The organism is Janthinobacterium sp. JC611, from assembly GCF_018682595.1.
GTDB lineage: Bacteria > Pseudomonadota > Gammaproteobacteria > Burkholderiales > Burkholderiaceae_D > Janthinobacterium.
This window is the reverse complement of the sequence record NZ_JAFLJN010000044.1, coordinates 62513-82368: the sequence shown is the minus strand read 5'-3', so window position 1 is coordinate 82368 and position 19856 is coordinate 62513. Positions and strand designations below refer to the sequence as shown.

Sequence of the window (19856 nt, the reverse complement as noted above, 5' to 3'; positions counted from 1 at the left end):
TCCCTAAGCTAATACATTATTGCTGGTTCGGCGATGGACAAATGAATGGCTTGCACGAGCGGTGCGTGGCATCATGGAGAAAATATTGTCCAGATTATGAAATCAAGCTGTGGAATGAGAGTAATTCCAATCTGGATAATGCCTATTGTCGCGCGGCGATCAGGCAAAAAAAATGGGCATTTGTCGCTGATTGGGTTCGTTTTGACGCACTGGTGACGTATGGCGGAATTTATCTGGATACCGATCTTGAATTGATCCGTCCGATTGATGAGTTATTAACTGGCGTGGATTGCCTGCTGGCACGCGAAAGCAAGCGCTCAATCGCCACCGCATTTATCGCCTGTCAGGCTGGTGATTTGACGATGCAGCATGCGCGCAGTCTTATCGCTGATGAGCTAAGCAAGCGCCAGATGTTTGCCACTTCGCCGCATATCCTCAAACGTGCGGTCGCCCTGGCAGGAGAGGAACATAGCAGGATTCTGACACCCAAGTCGTTTTATCCGTTTAATCCGTATGATCCTGATATCGCGCGCAATCCCCGGCAATTCATGTATGCGGATGTGACGGCGGAAACTTATGGCGTACATCACTATGGATTACATGGTTCCTGGGCCGATGGGCGCGTGCAGCGGCTGCTATCGCGTGCCTTGGCAAAACTTGCTATTCGCCGTAAATGGCAAATTTCCTTCAATCCTTTTCCAGGGAATTGGAATTAATTATTTGATATTTGTTTGCTTGTTGGTTAGTCATGATTAAAGCGCTATATTTATCCATATTTCACATTTCATTTTCGCAAATGGTTGCTTAAGTCGCATTCCATGCGGATCTGCGCGTATATATTTTTTGTGGGGTGGTTGTCTCCAAGCGACAGTTATTTACAATTCCTTGGTGTATAGTGACGGCTGAATGCAACATTAATCAGGTTTTTCTGGCGCTGCCGTTATTCCCTGTTGCCGTTTTAATTGAAGAAGTTCCCCCTTGAGTCCGATATGTTCACTGGTGAGTTGACACCGGCAAGCCTGACTGCAGTCTGGGAGGCGCTTATCATGCCCTTCACCTCTATATCAGGAGATATCAAATGCCTACAAGAATAGTGTCCAGTTCGGGCTTGCTGCTGGCCAGCCTGCTGGTGACTTGTTTGCCCAGTCGCGCAGACTGGGTCATGTCGGCCACGCCAGGCATCGTACGCCCTGCGCCAGATCAATTACAGACGCAGCCGCAAAATCCCCCTTCCATCACATGGGCGCGTCATCGGACTTATCCGGCACAATATGTCGTTGAAATCCAACGTAAGGGCGGGACGACGACGTCCTATACCGTCAGCCGCAATTTCATCCTGCTCGCGCAGCCCCTGGAGGCTGGCCAGTATGCGTGGCGGGTGCGTCCTCTTAGCACGGTCATCGACTGGTCGGATTGGCGTGGTTTCATAATTGATGCTACTTCCAAGCAATTTGTCGTGCCCGAGAATGGGAATATCGGCACGGCGATACTTGCCCACCCACGTCCGCGGCAACTGGCGACTAGCTTCCAGCCGGCAAGCACCTGGTCCGCTGCCATGCGCGCAGACCGCGGCGGTGCCCTTGCCAAGCTCACTACCGAGGTGAATACGCGCATGATTTCACTGGCGCCGGTATCCAATGCGACCTTCCCGACCTTGTCAGCGACGGCAGGCGCTGCGGCGGTTTCCGCGCAATATGCGCTGGTGTCGAATACGATGGGTGGCGTGATACGGCAGCTTGAAGCCGCAGCGCTCATGTATCGGCTCACCCTCGACAAGAAGTATCTGCAAGAAGCCATTGCGCGAGGCGACCAGATCGCTTCGCTCGATCCCGAGGGGGCAACCAGTTTTGCGTCGCAAGACCAGGTGGCGCGCATGATGTCGCTGGTGCTGGCCAAGGGGGCCGACTTGCTCTGGAATGAGCTGGACGCGCCACGGCGCAAGGCCTGGATGGACATGGCGGTTCTGCGCGCGCGCCCCATCTACAATAATCTGGCGGTGGCAAATGGCCGGCTCGACCAGACACCGCTGGACTCGCACGGTATCGAGGCACTTGGCTACCTGAGCCTGATTTCTGTCCTGGCACTGGGCGAATCGCCTGAAGCGAAGGTCTGGCTCGATTTCGCAGTGCGCTCATATGCGCACTTGATCCATGTCTGGAGTGGCGCCGAAGGGGGCTATTCAAATGGCACGGCGTATGCGCAATACACGATCGACATGCAGATGCAGGTGTGGCAACCACTGGCCCAGGCAACCGGCATTAACCTGTTCGAAAAACCGTGGGCAGCAGGCTTTGCCAGTTACTTCATGCAGTTCACTCCGCCTGGCACCCCTAGCCATGTGTTTGGCGACGTACATGAAGGCGTGCCTGATCAGGCATTGATGAAGGCGTTCATCTCGCGCCAGAAAACGCCCGCTGCGGCGTGGTTTGTCAGCAACACGGTGGGGGAGGAGAATCCGATTACCTTGCTGCAGGCACCGTACCCCCTGCCAGTGGCGGCAGTGACAACCGCGGCGCCGCCACCGAACGCGATGCTGTTCCCAAGTATCGGCTGGGTGGCCATGCATAGCAGCATGGCCGACCGGGCGCGCACTTCCGTTTTCTTCAAGTCCAGCCCGTATGGCTCCTATAATCATAGTCATGGGGACCAAAATAGCATCGTGATCAACAGCGGCGGCCGCAAACTGCTGACGGAAGCGGGTTATCAGGATTATTTTGCGTCGCCGCAAGCGATGAGCTGGTATCGCACGACCAAGGCGCACAATGCGGTGACGGTCGATGGCGGGCTGGGTCAGCCAGTCGCCGGTACGCTGGAGTTGCTTGATCGTAAGGGGCGCATTACTGCCTTCCGCACGTCGCCGACGCTGGACTATGCCGAAGGCGATGCCTTGCCCGCTTACAACGGGTTGTTGACGACGGCATTGCGCAAGGTCTGGTATTTGCGCGGGCAGGATATGGTCGTTGTGCTGGATACGCTCGCTTCCGCGACACCGCGTATTTTCGAATGGAACCTGCATGCGGCCGCGCCCATTACTTTTACCGCTACCAATGCGGCGAAGATCGTCAACGTTGATCGCAGCCTGTGTCTGCAGTCATTGTCGACTGACGGCACTGCGCTGGCCAAGCGTTTGAGTCCGCCATCGAAGGCCGGTACGATAGAAGACCACGCGGCCTTCGTCAAACCGACTGCGGCATTGAAAGGCGAGTTTCTGGTGGTGCTCGATGTGGGGTGCAAGGGCATCAAATCGCAGCTGACGCAAACGGCGACAGGGCGACAACTCACCGTGGGCACGCAGACTATCGTCTTGCCTTGATGTAAACTTGATGACAATGCCGGCGCCATGCCGGCATTGTTTCAAGTTCGGTTGCGGTTCTCAGAGACGGCGCGCGCCGGGATGCCGACCGCAGTGGCGCCAGCCGGCACGTCGTGCAGCACTACCGCATTGGCGCCTATCTTCGCGCCGCGGCCTATCGTAATAGGCCCCAGGACACAGGCGCCCGCACCAATTTCCACATCGTCTTCGATCACCGGCACCTCCAGCAGTCCAGCGCGTCCACCGATGGTGACGTTCTGCGATATCTTGACGCGGTCGCCTATGACGGCACGTGCATGCACCACGATACCCAGCCCGCTGTACGCCAGCAATACATCGCTGCCCATTGTTACGCCTGGCGGTAGCACCACGGCAAAGAGCATGCGGTTGAGCGCATATAGCATTCTTGGCAAGAACGGGATGCGATGACGTTGTAGCCAGGCAGACAGGCGAAATATACTAAGCATGGGTAGCGCGGCCCTTTTCAAGTTGGCGATGTATGTGCGGCGTGGCGACGGTAGACGGCAGCGTAACCGGATAGCTGGTGAAATTGCAATGAAATATCGGATGTACGGCCTGTTGCCCTGTACACTTTGTTCTGCAGTATGAGGCCTCTTGCTGAAGATATGGTGTAACTGACATTGCTCTCTGATACGGATGGTATAATTATAATAATTATATGTTATTTATGATAATATTTTTCGTCCTGGACGATTAATTCACCTTGCCTCTGCGACTATTCATACATGTTTCTCAAAATATTACAGCTTGTGCCTGAGGCATTGCCGACTTTTCGCCCGGATGTGGCTGTCCTGTTCGGTAAGTACTTGCCCCGCCATCAAGTCGTCTGTGATCTGGTGGGGATGGCGGACAGTGCGCCATTCCAGCAACAGGGCTTTGCCTCGGCGCAGCGCGCCTCCTATCACGCCAGCCGCCTGCGGCGCGAATGGTCGTTCATCAAACTGAGCCTGCGCAGCCTGTTGTCGGCCCGGCGTGGCGATTGCCATATTATCCAGGTACGCGACATGGTGTCGATCGGCCTGCTGGGAATGTGTATTGCCCGTTTCAAGAAAATTCCATTTACCTATTGGGTCTCGTACCTGATGTGCGAAGGCCGCATAGAAAACGCGCGCCATCAACTGGCGCGGCAGCCCAGCCTGCGTCAGCGGCTGGTGTTGCTCAAAGGATTATTAGAGGCGCAACTTTTATACCGTCTTGTCTTGCCGGGCGCCAAGCACGTTTTCGTGCAAAGCGATGCCATGCGCGACTATATGATTGCAAAAGGAATTCCCGCCGAGCGCCTGAGTGGCGTGCCGATGGGCGTGGATATGGAACTCATGGACGGTACTCCTCGATCGAGCCGGCGTCCGGAAGGCTGGCAGGACGTCCCGTTGCTCGCCTACCTGGGTACCTTGGACAAATCACGCAATGTCGAACGCATGATCGAGGCGCTCCAGTTGTTGCGCGTAACGGTCCCGCGTGCCTGCCTATTATTGATCGGCGGTTCGCCCTATGCACAAGACGAGCAGGATTTGCTGCAGTACGCGGCGCGTGCCGGCCTGTCCGACGCCGTGCGCATTACCGGGTGGTTGCCTTCGGCGCAGGCCTGGGAATTGCTGCAGGGCGCCGATCTGGCATTGTCCTATATTCCGCGCGGAGTCCGCTACGATGTCAGTTCGCCTACCAAATTACTGGAATACCTGGCGCTGGCAATGCCCACCATCGGCAATGACAGCCCCGACCAGGTGCAGGTGCTGGAGACCAGTCAGGCTGGCTGGCTGACGGCTAGCGAGCCGGCCGCCATGGCCGGCGCCATGGCCGACGTGCTCGCCAATCGGGACCGCGCACGTTTGCGCGCCAGCCGTGGGCCGGCATATATTGCCAGCGCGCGCAGCTATGCCATCATTGCTGCGCAAGTTGCTCAGCAATATCGCCATATCGCAGCCGCCTAGGCTTTCGCTATGTATCGAAGGCAAAGGAGATCAATAGATGGGAACTTTGTCACCAGCAAATAGCACCCCGCCGCGTGATGGGGTGCTCGATGGATTTCGCATGGTGCTGGCTGTCATGGTACTGGCTTTGCATGCCGGAAGCGAAGCGGTGGGAGAGGGGGCCTATTTGACGGTGAATGGCCTGTTCCGTATAGCGGTACCCGTGTTTTTCATCATGAATGGCTATTATTTCAGCAAGGCATGCACGAGCGGAGCCACTTTTCTTTCCTGGTTGAAAAGGGCCGCAGCCATTTATGTCTTCTGGATGGTGCTGTATTCGCCATGCTATCTGCATCCGCAGACACTCTCCGGCACGACTGCCTGGGTCATGCTGTTTGCCACGGTGGTGATGGGTTATCACCACCTCTGGTATATGTCGGGCCTGCTCTGTGCAGGGATCTTGCTATATTGCTTGCGTGAGCAGACGAGCCTTCGTCTTGCTGCAATGGCCATGATTTTGTTTGTCATGGGCGTATGTTTGCAATATTGTCGTGTTTATCACAATTTCTCGTCGCCTCTGCTACAAAATATCGTGGCGCTGAACTGGATATCCCGTAATTTTTTGTTTTTTGGCTTCCCTTTCCTGTGTGCGGGCTTTTTGATTGCCAGACAGGCCTGGCGTCCGCATGGCCTGACGGCGATGGCGAGCGTTGCGGCTGCCACATTGCTTCTTGTGCTGCTGGAATCGCATGCGAACTATCTCTTGCAAGGCGCAACCAAGAAAAGTTTCGACATGCTGTTTGCCCTGGCCCTGGCCGCACCAGCATGCTTCATGGTGGCACTGCACGCACCTTCGCACGGCAGCATGCTGGCCTCCAGAATGTCATCCGCAGTCTATTTTATTCATCCTGCTTGCCTGACCTTGGGCGTCTATTGGGGATGGCAAGACTGGGGAAGCCTGACCTTGGCAGGGCTGTTCCTGTCGCTGCTTGCCAGCCTGCCGCTGATGCTGCTGGCGCGGCGCCTGCGCTATATTTTGTAAGTTGCACGACTGTCCCGCATCGCGTGGATGGTTCTGTTATTAATGACTTGGGATAATCGGTATGCTTGCTTCTATAAAAAAAGTGCTTGCTGCACGGCGGGTACGTCGTTTTGAGCAGATGCTTCGCAGACGCGGCGTTGCGCTTGGCGAAAACATTCGTTGGGGAAATTTGAAGACGATCAGTATCGATGTCACACGCCCAACCTTGCTGGAAATTGGCGCGGGAACGACGATCAACTCTGGCACAGAGATTCTGACGCATGATTTCGTCACCAACCTGTTCCTGGATTTGCATGGCGACTTCGTTAATTCTTCGGGGAAGGTGGTGATCGGCCGAAATGTGTATTTTGCCCGCAATTGCACCGTGCTCAAGGGCGTGACTATTGGCGATAACTGCGTGATCGGCTATGGCGCCGTTGTTACCAGGGACGTACCTTCTGGCGCGATCGTAGCGGGCAATCCGGCGCGGATTGTCGGAAATGTTGAGCAATATTATGAAAAACGCAAAGTCAAATGTGTGGCCGAAGCCTTTGAGTATGCGCGCAGCATCCAAGAGCGGCTGGGGCGGCGTCCTGTCGTGGAGGATTTCTGGGAAGAATTTCCGTTGTTCATGGACGGCGATCAGCTGGACGACCGCGTGCCGGTGAAGCGCCAACTGGACCGCGCCTATCCACGGTATGTGGCGAATCACAAGGCGCAGTTCGCGTCCTTCGAGGCTTTTCTCCATGCCGCCGGCATACAGGACTGAACACCATTTCTGCAAGGCAAGTCCTTTGCGGTCTCGCCCGTTTTTTTGTGGCGCAAAGCGATGTCGCTTGCACACTGGTTATATGATTAACTAGATTGCAAAAAAATAATTTATAATATGAAAATGATTACTGTGATGTTGCTTGGGCCGTCTCTTGATGCGGTCAGTGGGGTCAGTACCCATCTGAATCAAATGTACCGTTCCAGCTTGTCGCGAGATTTTCATCTTGTACATTTCCAGGTGGGCAGCGAAGGGCGTGGGGAGTCCGCGCCAGGAAAAGTGGTGCGTCTTTTGACCAGCCCGTTTCAATTTGCCGTATCGTTGTTGCGGAAACGTCCCGATATTGTCCATGTGAATACGTCGATGGAGCAAAAGAGTTACTGGCGCGATATCGTGTACGTATTTATCGCCAAACTGATGGGCAAACAAGTCGTCTATCAGGTGCATGGCGGCGCGCTACCAGAGGATTTTTTTGGCAACCGGCCGTTGCTGACGGGACTATTGCGCAAGGTGCTGCGTTCTGCCGACAAGGTTGTGTTGCTGGCGCAAGCGGAATTGCGCGCCTATCGGCATTTTGACGAAGCGCTGCCGTTGGCGGTGATACCGAATGCCATCGATATCGCCGACGATCCGCAAGACAAACGAATGCATGCTCGGCCGTTGCTTCTGGTCTACGTGGGAAGGCTTGCGGAAAGCAAGGGCCTATTCGAACTGCTGGCGGCCCTGGCCCGGGTTCGCTCTGCCGGCGTCACGGTGACATTGAAGATCGCCGGTAGTGGTCCAGCCGAGGTCTCATTGCGGGCGCGGGCCGTCGAATTGGGCTTGCAAGACGCCGTAAGTTTCCTCGGGCCAGTGTTTGGCAAGGAGAAGGACCAGTTGTGGAAATGTGCGGATGTATTTGGGTTTCCCACGCATCATGAGGGCCTGCCTTATGCATTGCTGGAGAGTATGGCAGCCCGTACGCCAGCACTGGTGTGTCCGGTGGGCGCCATTCCTGATGTGATGCAGGATGGCGTGCACGGCCTTTTCGTGGCATTGCGCGATCCACAGGCTCTGGCCCAGGCTATTTTACGGCTCGATGGGGACCGTGCGTTGCTGCAAAGTATGGGCCAGGCCTGCCGATTGCGCATCGAGAGCCAGTATTCGCTGGAGCGCCTGGCGCAGGACTTCCGTGACACCTATGGCGCACTGCGTCGATAAGATTACTTTTCAAGAGGCTGTTATTCATGTGTGGTATTGCTGGCTTCATTCTCCCCGCATCTGTTCCTGGACAGCGTGACATCATGACCGCGATGGGGACGGCGATTGCTCATCGTGGCCCCGACGATACCGGCATGCTCGATGTCGCCACGGACGATGCACAGTATCGTGTCGGCCTGGTACACCGGCGCCTGTCGATCATCGATCTGGCCACCGGCCACCAGCCACTGGGTAATGCCGATGGTTCGGTGCAAGTGATTTTTAACGGCGAAATCTATAATTTCCAGCCCCTGCGCGAGCAACTGATTGCACTGGGACATACGTTCAAAACCGCATCCGACACGGAAACCATCGTGCACGCGTATGTGCAATGGGGCGAAGAGTGCGTGCGGCATTTCCGCGGTATGTTTGCCTTCGCCATCTGGGATGCGCGCCACGACCGCCTGTTTATTGCACGCGATCCGTTCGGCAAGAAACCGCTGTTCCTGTGCGAACACGCTGGCGGCTTGCTGTTTGCTTCGGAAATCAAGTCTTTGCTGGCCGTTCCTGGTGTCGCCGCGCAGGCTGACGAGGTTGCCATCTGGGATTATTTTGCCTACCGCTATGTACCGGGTCCAGCGACCCTGTTCCAGGGAATTCGAAAACTGGCGCCTGGTTCCACCCTGACATGGGAAAATGGCGCATTGCGCGAACCGGTGTATTTCACGCCCGCCGACAGCCGGCCGCGCGTGGCGGCACCGCTGCCTGCCGACCCCGTCGCCACCTTCCTCGACAAGCTCGATGAATCCGTGCGCATCCGCATGATTTCCGACGTGCCCTTCGGCGCCTTCCTGTCCGGCGGCATCGACTCGTCGGCCGTGGTGGCGCTGATGTCGCGCCATGCGGGCGTGCCCGTGAAGACCTTTTCCGTCGGTTTCAAGGAGGGCGGCTTCAGCGAGCTGGCGTATGCGGCCGATATCGCGCGGCAATTTTCCACGGAGCACCATGAGCTGGAAGTGTCCGTCGACCAGGTCATCGCACTGCTGCCTGATCTCGTGCGTTTCCGCGACGCCCCCGTGGCCGAGCCGTCCGACATCCCCATCTATCTGCTGGCGAAGGAATCGCGCAAGACGGTGAAAATGGTCTTGACGGGCGAAGGCTCCGATGAAATCCTCGGCGGTTATCCCAAGCACGTGTACGAGCGCTATGCGGGCAACTACCAGATGCTGCCGGGCCTGCTGCGCCGGGGCTTGATCGAGCCGGCCATCGGCGCCTTGCCGTACCGTTTCCGCCGCGCCAAGACGGCCATCGTGAACCTGGGCCTGGAAGCGTTCCACGAACGCATGCCGCGCTGGTTCGGCATGATGTCCGACCAGGAACGCGCGCGCCTGGTGGCCATGCCGGCGCCAGCGCGCCAGCGCGATCCGTCGCTGGGCTGCGGTAGTACCGGCAACAGCGCCTTGCGCCGCATCCTGTGCTTCGACCAGCTGAGCTGGCTGCCCGACAATCTGCTGGAGCGGGGCGACCGCATGACCATGGCCGCGTCGCTGGAAGCGCGCATGCCCTTCATGGACCACGAGCTGGCGGCCTACGTGTCGAGCCTGCCTGACGACTACCGCGTGCGCGGTCGCACTACCAAGTGGATATTGCGCGAAGCCATGAAGCAGCTGCTGCCGCAAGCCATCCTGGAACGGCCGAAGGTAGGCTTCCGCGTGCCCGTCAACGAATGGTTCCGCGGCCCCATGAAGGATTACCTGTACGAACACTTGACGGCTGCCGAGTCGCGTACGCGCCACTATTATCATGCTGCTGCGCTGCAACAGGTGCTGGCCGAGCATGTGGCCGGGCGGCAAAACCACGAAAAGCTGCTGTGGAGTTTGCTCACGCTGGAAATATGGCACCGCCAGTATCTGTGAGATGTCCATGCTGAGTAACCTGTCCTGGAAACTGAACCGCCTGCGCGCCATGGGGGCGCCCGAGGTGGCGCACCGTGTGCGCGATGCCGTGCAGCAGCGGCTGCAGGCGCGCGGCTATGGCCTGGCGCATGTGCCGCCGCCCGCCGCGCGCCAGCGTTTCGGTACGCCATGGCTGGGCTTGCCCATGGCCGCGGCACCGCACCTGGCGGCGGCCGAACGCATCCTGGCGGGCCGCTTCGACGTCTTTGCCCTGCGCGATGCGGACCTGGGTTTCCCGCCCCAATGGAACCGTGATCCGAAGACGGGCACGGTGGTGCCATTGGACTTCGGCAAGACGCTCAATTACCGCGATGAAGCCGTGGTGGGCGACATCAAATGCCTGTGGGAACCGAACCGCCACCTGGCCGTGGTTGACCTGGCGATGGCGTACCGCCTCGGCGGCGACTTGCGCCATGCGAACGGCGCGCAAGCCTTGCTGGAATCGTGGTGGCAGCAGTGTCCGTATCCGCTGGGGCCGAACTGGAGCAGCGCGCTGGAACTGGCCTTGCGACTGGTCAGCTGGTCGCATGCGTGGCACTTACTCGGCGGCATCCACAGCCCTTTGTTCGAGGGTGCGCAGGGGCAAGCCTTTTTGCGGCGCTGGCTCGACAGCATCTACCAGCATTGCCATTTCATCGCGGGCCATTTTTCGCGCCACTCGTCGGCCAACAACCACCTGTTTGGCGAATTGACGGGCTTGCATATCGCGGCACTCACATGGCCTTGCTGGCCGGAAAGTGCTGGCTGGCTGGCGCAGACGGAATGCGAGCTGGAAGCGCAGGCGCTCAAGCAAAACGGCCCGGATGGGGTGAACCGCGAGCAAGCCATTTATTATCAGCACACGGTGGCCGACGAGATGCTGCTGTGCGTGCTGGCGGGCCGCGCGAATGGCCGCCCCCGCTCGGCCGCTTTCCTGCAGCGCCTGGAAGCCATGCTGGACTTTATCGCCGCCATGACGAACGTGGCGGGCGAGGTGCCGATGATCGGCGACGCCGACGATGCCCTGCTGGCGCACTGGGACAAGGCGCCGGGCGCGAATCCCTACACCTCGCTGCTGGCCAGCGGCGCGGCCCTGTTCGGCCGCGCCGACTTCAAGGCCAAGGCGCGCGCCTTCGACGAGAAAAGCGCCTGGCTGCTGGGCGAGGCGGGGCGCAAGGCGTTTGGCGCCTTGCCGGACCTTGCGCCCGATACCTTGCCGCGCGCCTTCCCCGATGGCGGCTATTACGTGATGGGCGCCGGCTTTGGCACGCCCGACGAAGTGCGCCTGATTGCCGATGCCGGCCCGCTGGGCTACCTGGGCATCGCCGCGCACGGCCACGCCGATGCGCTGGCGCTGACCTTGTCCGTGGCGGGCCAGATGGTGCTGGTCGATCCGGGCACCTATGCCTACCATACGCAAAAGCAGTGGCGCGATTATTTCCGCGGCACCAGCGCGCACAACACCGTACGCATCGATGGCCGCGACCAGTCCCAGTCGGGCGGCAACTTCCTGTGGCTGCGCAAGGCCAGGGCAGCGTGCCTGGCGTGGCGCGATGATGACGATGGGCAATTCTGGAGCGCCAGCCATGACGGCTACCTGGGCTTGAAAGATGGCGTGCTGCACCGGCGCGACGTACGCGTCGCGCCCGGCGCCGCGCTGATCGTGGTCGATGACATGCTCGAATGCCAGGGTGCGCATGAGGTGGAGTTGTTCTGGCACGTCGATCCCCGCTGCCGCGTGCAGCTGGACGGCCAGGTGTTGCGTGTGGCGGGCGACGCCTTCGCGCTGGAGATGCATTTACCGCCGTTGCCGGATGCTTCCGTGCAACTGGTATGCGGCAGCGACCATCCGCCGTTGGGCTGGATTTCGCACCGCTTCGATGAAAAACAGGCTGCGCCTGTGTTGGTCTGGCGTGGGCGGCTGCAAGGCGCAGCCACCTTGCGCACGGAGTTTCACCTGAGTTTGGCTAACTCTGATCTGTCAGAAAATACGAGGAAAACATGAAAATTAGCATATTTGGTTTGGGTTATGTGGGTGCCGTCTCGGCTGGTTGCCTGGCAACGGATGGGCACGAAGTGATCGGCGTCGATCCGAACAAGACCAAGGTGGAGCTGATCAACCAGGGCACCACGCCCATCATCGAAAAAGACATCGGCGAGATGATCGCCGCCACCGTCAAAAGCGGCCACTTGCGCGCCACCTTCGATGTGCGCGACGCCGTCTTTGGTTCGGACATGTCGCTCATCTGCGTGGGCACGCCGTCGCAACTGAATGGCAACCTGGACCTGAGCCACGTGCGCAAGGTATGCCAGGAGATCGGCGCCGCCATCCGTGAAAAGGATACTTTCCACGTCGTCGTGGCGCGCTCGACCATGTTGCCCGGCTCCATGCGTTCGCTCGTCATCCCGACCCTGGAAGCGGCGTCGGGCAAGGTGGCCGGCGTCGATTTCGGCGTGTGCAACAACCCGGAATTCCTGCGTGAAGGCACGGCCGTCTACGACTACTACAATCCGCCGAAGACGGTGATTGGCGAATCCGACGAAAAGGCCGGCGCGCTGCTGGTGCAGCTGTATGAAAAGATGGATGCGCCGCTGGTGCGCACGGACGTGGAAACGGCCGAGATGGTCAAGTACACGGACAACACCTGGCACGCCGTCAAAGTGGCGTTCGCGAATGAAATCGGCAACATCTGCAAGGCCGTCGGCATCGATGGCCACAAGGTGATGGAAATCTTTTGCCAGGACACCAAGCTGAACCTGTCGCCGTACTACATGAAGCCGGGCTTCGCCTTTGGCGGCTCCTGCTTGCCGAAAGACGTGCGCGCGCTGACCTACAAGGCGCGCAGCCTGGACCTCGATTTGCCCTTGCTGAACTCCATCCTGCCCTCGAACCAGCGGCAAGTGGAAAAGGGCATCAAGATGATCGTCGACAAGGGCGCGCGCAAGGTGGGCATCCTGGGCTTTTCGTTCAAGGCGGGCACGGACGACTTGCGCGAGTCGCCGCTGGTCGACGTCATCGAATACCTGCTGGGCAAGGGCTACGAACTGAAACTGTACGACAAGAACGTCAACCTGGCGGCCCTGACGGGCGCCAACCAGGACTACATCCTCAATCACATTCCGCATATTTCCAAGCTGATGGTGACGCACATGCAGGACGTGCTCGATTTCGCCGACACCATCGTCATCGGCAACGGCGCGGCCGAATTCAAGACCGTGCCAGCCAGCTTGAAGCCGCACCAGCACATCGTCGACCTGGTGCGCATCAGCAAGGAACAAAGTGGAGAGCAATATGACGGCATCTGCTGGTAACGCCGTGGCCGGCCAACCGCGCCGGGTGCTGATCCTGGTGGAAAACCTGCCGTCGCCGTTCGACCGGCGCGTGTGGCAGGAAGCGACGACCCTGCATGCGAACGGCTATGAAGTGTCGATCATCTGCCCGACGGGCAAGGGCTACGAGTCGCGCTACGAAGCCATCGACGGCATCCATATCTACCGCTACCACCTGCCGCTGGAAGCGGAAGGAGCGAAGGGCTACCTGGTCGAGTATTCGCTGGCGCTGTTCCATACTTTCCGCCTGGCGTGGAAGGTGCATTTCGCGCGCGGTTTCGACGTCATCCACGCCTGCAATCCGCCCGACCTGCTGTTCCTCATCGGCGGCTTTTTCAAGTTGACGATGGGCAAGCGCTTCCTGTTCGACCACCACGACATCAATCCGGAACTGTATGAAGCCAAGTTCGGCCGGCGCGATTTCTTTTACAAGCTGATGGTGCTGTTCGAGCGCTGGTCGTTCCAGAGCGCCGATGTGTCGATCGCCACCAACGAGTCGTACAAGAAGATCGCCATCGAGCGGGGCGGCATGAAGCCCGAGGATGTCTACGTGGTGCGCAGCGGACCCAAGCTGGACCGCCTGCGCGTGCTGCCGCCCGTGCCGGAATTGAAAAAAGGCCGCGCCTACCTGGTCGGTTACGTGGGCGTGATGGGCGCGCAGGAAGGCATCGATCTGCTGCTGCAGGCGGCGCAATACATCGTGCAGACCCTGAAGCGCGAGGATGTGCAGTTCGGCCTGGTCGGCGGCGGCACTTCGCTGGAACAGATGCGGCAGATGGCGCGGGAGCTGGGCATCGCCGACTACGTGACGTTTACGGGACGCGTGCCGGACCAGCAACTGCTGGAAATGCTCAACACGTCCGATGTGTGCGTGAACCCGGACGTGGCCAACGACATGAACGACAAGTCGACCATGAACAAGATCATGGAATACATGGCTCTGGGCAAGCCGATCGTGCAGTTCGACCTGGTTGAGGGCAAGGTGTCGGCGCAGCAGGCGTCGCTGTACGCCTTGAAGAACGACCCCGTCGACATGGCGCGCAAGATCGTCGAATTGCTGGACGACCCGGCCCGCCGCGAGCAGATGGGCGCGTTTGGCCGCCATCGCGTGATCAATGAACTGGAATGGGAATATGAAGCGCCCAAGCTGCTGGCCGCGTATGCGCGCCTGTTTCCCGCCGCCGCGCCTGCCGCTCCCGTGACCCTGAGCAAGGATGGCCGCTGATAGCGCCGGACAAAAGCGCGGTGCTCGGTGCGCGGCGTGCTGGGTGGCATGTTGATCGCCTGAAGGATTATAGTGTCGAGCATGCGTGCTCCTCAATAAACTGTTTGCGAAATGAAGCCATGAAAATTTATCCAGTCATCCTGTCCGGTGGTTCGGGCACCCGTTTATGGCCGCTGTCGCGCGCCGTGCTGCCCAAGCAACTGTTGCCGCTGGTAACGAACAACACCATGTTGCAGGAAACGGCGTTGCGCGTGCAGAGCCTGCCCAACCGCCGTGCCGGCGATAACGGACTGGCCGGTTTCGAGGTCATGCCGCCGCTGGTGGTGTGCGGCAATGAGCACCGCTTCATGGTGGCCGAGCAGCTGCGCGAGATCGGCTTGCCGCCGCTGGGCATCCTGCTCGAACCGGTGGGGCGCAATACGGCGCCGGCCGTGGCCGTGGCCGCGCAATATCTGCTGGCCATCGACCCGCAGGCGCTGATGCTGGTCTTGCCGGCTGACCATGTCATCACCGACGTGGCCGCGTTTCACCAGGCCATTGCCGAGGCGGCGCTGCTGGCGGCCGACGGCGCGCTGGCCACCTTCGGCATCGTGCCGACGGCGCCGGAAACGGGCTATGGCTATATCCGCAGCGGCGCGCCCGTGGCCCCGGGCGTCGGCGGCTGCAAGGTCGAGCGTTTCGTGGAAAAGCCGGACCTGGCCACGGCGCAGTCGTTCCTGGCCACCGGCAACTATCTCTGGAACAGCGGCATGTTCATGTTCCGCGCCGAACGCTATCTGGGCGAACTGGGGCAATTCCAGCCTGCCATGCTGGCCGCCTGCGAAACGGCCGTGCGCGACGGCTACCGCGACCTCGATTTCTGCCGCCTGGAAGAGCAGGCCTTCGCCGCCTGCCCGTCCGATTCGATCGACTATGCCGTCATGGAACATACGGCGCATGCGGTGGTGCTGCCGGCCGCCATCGGCTGGAGCGATGTCGGTTCCTGGTCGGCCCTGTGGGAAGTGCAGCAGGGGGACGCCAACGGCAACGTGGTGCGCGGCGACGTGTATCTCGATGGCGTGCGCAATTGTCTGGTGCGCGCCGAGCGCCGCATGGTGGCCGTGCTGGGCGTGCAGGACCTGATCGTGGTGGAAACGGACGATGCGGTGCTGGTCGCGCACAAGGACCAGGTGCAGCGCGTGAAGCAGGTGGTCGATCACTTGACGCAGGCGGGGCGCAGCGAACACGTGCAGCACCGCAAGGTGTACCGCCCGTGGGGCAGTTATGAAGGCATCGATATCGGCGAGCGCTTCCAGGTCAAGCGCATCACGGTCAATCCGGGCGGCAAGCTGTCCCTGCAGATGCACCATCACCGGGCCGAACACTGGGTGGTGGTCAGCGGCACGGCGCAAGTCACGTGCGGCGAGAAAGTGACCTTGTTGACGGAAAACGAATCGACGTATATTCCCATCGGCATGACGCACCGTCTGGAAAACCCGGGCAAGTTGCCGCTGCACCTGATCGAAGTGCAGTCGGGCAGCTATCTGGGTGAAGACGACATCGTGCGCCTGGAGGATGTCTACCAGCGCGCCTGATGCGGTTTATTGAAGATATCTGCGTCGTGAAACTATTGCCTTAAAGAACGATGCTATAAAGTAACTTATCATTAAACAATAGTTAACACAAAAAATTGCTTTATGCTATGATTCTGCCTGGTTTGATCAAATAACTCATGCGGACGCGCTGGCGCGTCCGCATTCACGTTCAGTGGAATCGCATGAAGAAAAATACGTATTCGATGCTGGCCGCGCTGGCCTTTGCCGGTTCAGCTTTGTTCGCTCCGGCAGCCTTTGCCGCGCCCGTCGACATCAGCTCCACGCCTGGCGCCGTCAATCTGGCAGCGGGCGGTTCGCTGACCTTTGGCGACAAGTTCAAAAACAATCAAAAGAGTAATTTTTTCAATGACCTGTTCACGTTCAATGTGGCGCAGGCCAGCGACCTGAGCGTGGTACTGAACTCGCGCAGCAGCAGCGCCGCGAATGGCTTGAACCTGACGGGATTCGGCTTGTACAGCAGCGTTGGCAATACCTTGTTGCTGGGCGGCGAACAGTTGTTGACCGGCATTAATGACAAGTGGACCCTGTCGTATGCCAATCTGGCTGCCGGTTCCTATTACCTGAAAGTCAGCGGCAACGTGGTCTCGAACACGGGCGCGGCTTTCAGCGCGAACGGCAGCCTGGTGTCGGCCGTGCCTGAGCCAGGTACGTATGCGATGTTGCTGGCGGGCCTGGGTCTGCTGGGCTTCATGGCACGCCGTCGCCAGAACGCGGCTTGAGCCCAGCCTGGCTGATAGGCATCCTCGTTTGCGTTTCCATCCCGCAACTGGCCTGAGCCGGTTGCAGTTATCTTGGTGAAAAGTATGAAAAAATTCCTGACATCCCTGTTCGTGGCCGCCATGTTTGCCGGCAGCAGCCTGGCCGCCCACGCGGCGCCGGTTGACATCAGCCACGCCACGGTGGATCTGACGCAAGACTTGCTCGATTATTCCAGCAGTGACCTGCTGGGCTCGTTTTCGCTGGCATCCGGCCAGTTGGCTGGCGCGGGCAATAACTTCTTCAGCGACAAATTCACGTTCAGCGTGACCGGCTTTAACGACCTGAGCGCACTGGCGACGTCGCTCAAGCCGAGCGCCAACTCGGGCCTGACCCTGACCGGTTTCAGCCTGGGCAATGCGAGCGGCATCCTGTTTCATGGCGCCCTCGACCTGATCAACTTCACGGCGCAAGACCAGGCATGGTCGCTGCAGTCCGGTTCCACACCTTTGGCTGCTGGCAATTACTTCCTGCAAATTGACGGTTATGTGGCTTCGCCAACGGGCGGCAGCTATAGCGGCATCCTGGCCGTCACGCCAGTGCCGGAACCGGAAACCTACGGCATGCTGCTGGCGGGCCTGGGTTTGGTCGGCTTCATGGCCCGCCGCCGCAAGCAGCAAGCCTGAAGATAAAAAATTCTGGACATGAAACGGAGGCCGCGGCCTCCGTTTTTTTTTGCCGCCGTCCGGCGTGGGGCTATAATCGTCACGCACAGTGGGTGGCTGCGGCATGGCTGCTTCAATCTTCCTCAATGACAATATTGACCTTGCATAAATCTCTCTTCCTTTCGCTGGCGCTGGCTGCCGGCATCGCCCATGCCGATGCGCCATCCCCGCCAGGATTGAATGCGCTGCAATTGGCGGTCGTGATCAATGATGCCGAACCGAACAGCATCGCCGTGGGAGAGTATTACCGCCAGGCGCATGGCATTCCTCCTGAAAACGTGGTGCACGTGCATATCCCGAATCGCCCGCGCAAGCTCAGCATGGATCAGTTCGCGCAGTTGAAGGAGCGTATCGATGCGCAATTGAAGCCCCATATCCAGGCCGTGCTGATGGTGTGGAGCGCGCCGTATGCGGTCGAATGCAATTCCATCACGTCCGCCTATACTCTGGGCTACGATGCGGAGCAATGTGCGAAGACGTGTGACGCCGGCAAGCCCAGTACGTATTTCAACAGCAATGTGCCGCAACCATTCACGCAGATGGGCATGCGCCTGTCCATGCTGCTGCCCGTCGACTATGTGGAGGAGGCCAAGGCCGTGGTGGATCGCGGGACGGTCAGCGGTTTTTCCGTGCCCGCCGCCAGCGCGTATTATCTGACCACCAGCGAAAAGGCGCGCAACAGCCGTGCCGCCTTTTTCCCGCCGGCCGGGATCGTGCGCCAGCGCAAGCTGACGGTCAAGAACCTGAAGGCCGATGTGCTCGATGGCGCGCAGGACATCATGGTGTACCAGACCGGCATGGCCAAGGTCGCCAAGCTCGACACCTTGCGCTTCCTGCCGGGTGCCTTGGCGGATCACCTGACGTCGTTCGGTGGCGATCTGCAGGGGACGGCGCAAATGAGCAGCCAGCGCTGGCTGGAGGCGGGCGCGACGGCCAGTTATGGCACTGTCAGCGAACCGTGCAACCACTGGCAGAAATTTCCGAATCCAACCGTCCTGCTGCGACGTTACCTGACGGGAATGACAGCGCTGGAAGCGTACTGGGGAAGTGTGGCCTGGCCGGCGCAAGGCTTGTTCATCGGCGATCCGCTGGCGGCGCCGTATGCCAAGTTCCGACGTTGAGATGGTATTGATGGAGGAAAAAAGGCTCGTGCGAGCCTTTTTTGCTATGCCTTGCGGCGTGCGGCGAAGCCCAGTAAGGCCAGCCCAGCCATCAGCATGGCCCAGGTTTGTGGCTCAGGAACGGCAGGAATCGGAGGGACTAATGGCACAGGTACAGTATTGCGGCCCGTATCGATACCGCCGCCGCTGCCGCCACCACCAACGCCACCGCCCGCTGGCAAGCTATTGCCGCTGCTTGAGGTCGAACTCAGCAATTGCGTAACGTCTTCCGGCACGTTCTGACGCACGAGCGAGGGCGCGTGGTAGCCATCCCAGCTGGGAAACTCGTCCGCAGTGGCCACATAAGTGAACTGGTCGATATTACTGCCAGAGTTGCGGTTCTTTAAGCTTTTGCCACCCTGGCCGCCATTCATGCCACTCAAACCAGCATCGTCGAGCAGGCCAAGCGAGTGCGTGCGTCCGGACTGAGCTGATTTGCTCAGGTCGGGAGTAGCTTCATTGTTGTCATATTGCTTTGTCTCGCCGACACCGTCGTTGCTGCGCACATCAATGCCAATATAGCCATCGATCAGGCGGCACGAACTATAAGTGCTATCCATATCATCATTTTTGTTCGCCTTGCCACCGGCGCTATTGCCACCGGCAGCCTCGCACCGCTTCTGTTGTTCCGGCGCTGTTTGCGCGCGGGCATTCTGCGCGTTAACTGTCGCGTGTGTCAGGGTCAGCAGCGTGACGAATAAGAATGATAATTTGAAACTGATCGGTGTGGTCATGTTTGATCTCGCGGAGTTATTGCTGACAGCGTGTGCTGTCTTCGTTGGGCCAATGCGGTACATCGCTGTTGCCGTGCACAGCTGAAAAACAGGCATGAGTTGGGCCCGATACGTTTTCGACTGCATTGCTGGCACCTGGAGTATGGGCGCTAGCAACATTTAAATCGTTGCAAGTAATTAAACTTATTTGTAGGAAATATATCATATTTTGCCTGTCGCTGCAGAGGCGATGTTCTGCAGAATT

Annotated in this window: 16 protein-coding genes; 14 read left to right on the top strand and 2 right to left on the bottom strand. The window is 59.1% G+C overall.

Annotated features, from left to right (window positions below; all coding sequences use genetic code 11):
- The first annotated feature begins 41 nt into the window (after positions 1-41).
- Entirely contained in the window at positions 42-716 is a 675-nt protein-coding gene (locus J0O65_RS24225) for a glycosyltransferase family 32 protein (RefSeq protein ID WP_215409730.1), read from the top strand.
- Positions 717-1078: 362 nt separating this feature from the next.
- Entirely contained in the window at positions 1079-3313 is a 2235-nt protein-coding gene (locus tag J0O65_RS24220) for a heparinase II/III domain-containing protein (protein WP_251373959.1), read from the top strand.
- A gap of 41 nt (positions 3314-3354) precedes the next feature.
- Here the strand turns inward: J0O65_RS24220 and J0O65_RS24215 are convergent, their stop codons facing one another.
- Complete coding sequence (locus J0O65_RS24215; RefSeq protein ID WP_251373958.1) at positions 3355-3660, bottom strand: serine O-acetyltransferase; 306 nt, start codon at positions 3658-3660, stop codon at positions 3355-3357.
- Between the two features lie 399 nt (positions 3661-4059).
- On the opposite strand from J0O65_RS24215, the gene J0O65_RS24210 reads away from it, so the two are divergent.
- From J0O65_RS24210 to J0O65_RS24155, 12 genes are all read left to right on the top strand, one after another.
- A complete protein-coding gene (locus J0O65_RS24210; RefSeq protein WP_215409728.1) occupies positions 4060-5265 on the top strand; it encodes a glycosyltransferase family 4 protein in 1206 nt (401 codons plus the stop codon).
- A 37-nt stretch (positions 5266-5302) separates the two neighbouring features.
- Positions 5303-6286 carry an acyltransferase family protein gene (locus J0O65_RS24205; protein WP_215409727.1) on the top strand — a complete coding sequence of 328 codons (984 nt, stop codon included), beginning with the start codon at positions 5303-5305 and terminating at the stop codon, positions 6284-6286.
- A gap of 61 nt (positions 6287-6347) precedes the next feature.
- Positions 6348-7034, top strand: a complete 687-nt coding sequence (locus J0O65_RS24200) for an acyltransferase (protein ID WP_215409726.1) — start codon at positions 6348-6350, stop codon at positions 7032-7034.
- Between the two features lie 117 nt (positions 7035-7151).
- On the top strand, positions 7152-8234 hold the full coding sequence (locus J0O65_RS24195) for a glycosyltransferase family 4 protein (protein ID WP_215409725.1): 1083 nt from the start codon (positions 7152-7154) through the stop codon (positions 8232-8234).
- A 26-nt stretch (positions 8235-8260) separates the two neighbouring features.
- On the top strand, positions 8261-10129 hold the full coding sequence (asnB, locus tag J0O65_RS24190) for an asparagine synthase (glutamine-hydrolyzing) (RefSeq protein WP_215409724.1): 1869 nt from the start codon (positions 8261-8263) through the stop codon (positions 10127-10129).
- A 7-nt stretch (positions 10130-10136) separates the two neighbouring features.
- Entirely contained in the window at positions 10137-12152 is a 2016-nt protein-coding gene (locus J0O65_RS24185) for a heparinase II/III family protein (RefSeq protein WP_251373956.1), read from the top strand.
- Positions 12149-13459 carry a nucleotide sugar dehydrogenase gene (locus J0O65_RS24180; RefSeq protein WP_215409723.1) on the top strand — a complete coding sequence of 437 codons (1311 nt, stop codon included), beginning with the start codon at positions 12149-12151 and terminating at the stop codon, positions 13457-13459. The genes J0O65_RS24185 and J0O65_RS24180 overlap by 4 nt, the downstream gene beginning before the upstream one ends.
- Positions 13440-14702: a glycosyltransferase family 4 protein gene (locus J0O65_RS24175; protein ID WP_215409722.1), complete on the top strand. Its 1263-nt coding sequence runs from the start codon at positions 13440-13442 to the stop codon at positions 14700-14702. Before J0O65_RS24180 ends, J0O65_RS24175 begins: the two co-directional genes overlap by 20 nt.
- Before the next feature lie 119 nt (positions 14703-14821).
- A complete protein-coding gene (locus J0O65_RS24170) occupies positions 14822-16276 on the top strand; it encodes a mannose-1-phosphate guanylyltransferase/mannose-6-phosphate isomerase (RefSeq protein ID WP_215409721.1) in 1455 nt (484 codons plus the stop codon).
- 182 nt (positions 16277-16458) lie between these two features.
- Positions 16459-17016 (top strand): FxDxF family PEP-CTERM protein, encoded by a 558-nt coding sequence (locus J0O65_RS24165; protein WP_215409720.1) that lies wholly within the window; start codon positions 16459-16461, stop codon positions 17014-17016.
- Positions 17017-17100: 84 nt separating this feature from the next.
- On the top strand, positions 17101-17679 hold the full coding sequence (locus J0O65_RS24160; RefSeq protein WP_215409719.1) for an FxDxF family PEP-CTERM protein: 579 nt from the start codon (positions 17101-17103) through the stop codon (positions 17677-17679).
- Between the two features lie 134 nt (positions 17680-17813).
- Positions 17814-18839, top strand: a complete 1026-nt coding sequence (locus tag J0O65_RS24155; protein ID WP_215409718.1) for a TIGR03790 family protein — start codon at positions 17814-17816, stop codon at positions 18837-18839.
- Between the two features lie 44 nt (positions 18840-18883).
- Here J0O65_RS24155 and J0O65_RS28025 read toward each other — a convergent pair whose 3' ends face one another.
- Positions 18884-19612, bottom strand: a complete 729-nt coding sequence (locus tag J0O65_RS28025; protein WP_251373955.1) for a PEPxxWA-CTERM sorting domain-containing protein — start codon at positions 19610-19612, stop codon at positions 18884-18886.
- Positions 19613-19856 lie beyond the last annotated feature (244 nt).

Coding starts and splice junctions, on each gene's coding strand:
- J0O65_RS24200 (WP_215409726.1), top strand. CDS start 6,348: ATGCTTGCTTCTATAAAAAAAGTGCTTGCTGCACGGCGGGTACGTCGT.
- J0O65_RS24180 (WP_215409723.1), top strand. CDS start 12,149: ATGAAAATTAGCATATTTGGTTTGGGTTATGTGGGTGCCGTCTCGGCT.
- J0O65_RS24175 (WP_215409722.1), top strand. CDS start 13,440: ATGACGGCATCTGCTGGTAACGCCGTGGCCGGCCAACCGCGCCGGGTG.
- J0O65_RS24215 (WP_251373958.1), bottom strand. CDS start 3,660: ATGGGCAGCGATGTATTGCTGGCGTACAGCGGGCTGGGTATCGTGGTG.
- J0O65_RS24225 (WP_215409730.1), top strand. CDS start 42: ATGAATGGCTTGCACGAGCGGTGCGTGGCATCATGGAGAAAATATTGT.
- J0O65_RS24220 (WP_251373959.1), top strand. CDS start 1,079: ATGCCTACAAGAATAGTGTCCAGTTCGGGCTTGCTGCTGGCCAGCCTG.
- J0O65_RS24195 (WP_215409725.1), top strand. CDS start 7,152: ATGAAAATGATTACTGTGATGTTGCTTGGGCCGTCTCTTGATGCGGTC.
- J0O65_RS24160 (WP_215409719.1), top strand. CDS start 17,101: ATGAAAAAATTCCTGACATCCCTGTTCGTGGCCGCCATGTTTGCCGGC.
- J0O65_RS28025 (WP_251373955.1), bottom strand. CDS start 19,612: ATGACCACACCGATCAGTTTCAAATTATCATTCTTATTCGTCACGCTG.
- J0O65_RS24170 (WP_215409721.1), top strand. CDS start 14,822: ATGAAAATTTATCCAGTCATCCTGTCCGGTGGTTCGGGCACCCGTTTA.
- J0O65_RS24210 (WP_215409728.1), top strand. CDS start 4,060: ATGTTTCTCAAAATATTACAGCTTGTGCCTGAGGCATTGCCGACTTTT.
- J0O65_RS24205 (WP_215409727.1), top strand. CDS start 5,303: ATGGGAACTTTGTCACCAGCAAATAGCACCCCGCCGCGTGATGGGGTG.
- asnB (WP_215409724.1), top strand. CDS start 8,261: ATGTGTGGTATTGCTGGCTTCATTCTCCCCGCATCTGTTCCTGGACAG.
- J0O65_RS24185 (WP_251373956.1), top strand. CDS start 10,137: ATGCTGAGTAACCTGTCCTGGAAACTGAACCGCCTGCGCGCCATGGGG.
- J0O65_RS24165 (WP_215409720.1), top strand. CDS start 16,459: ATGAAGAAAAATACGTATTCGATGCTGGCCGCGCTGGCCTTTGCCGGT.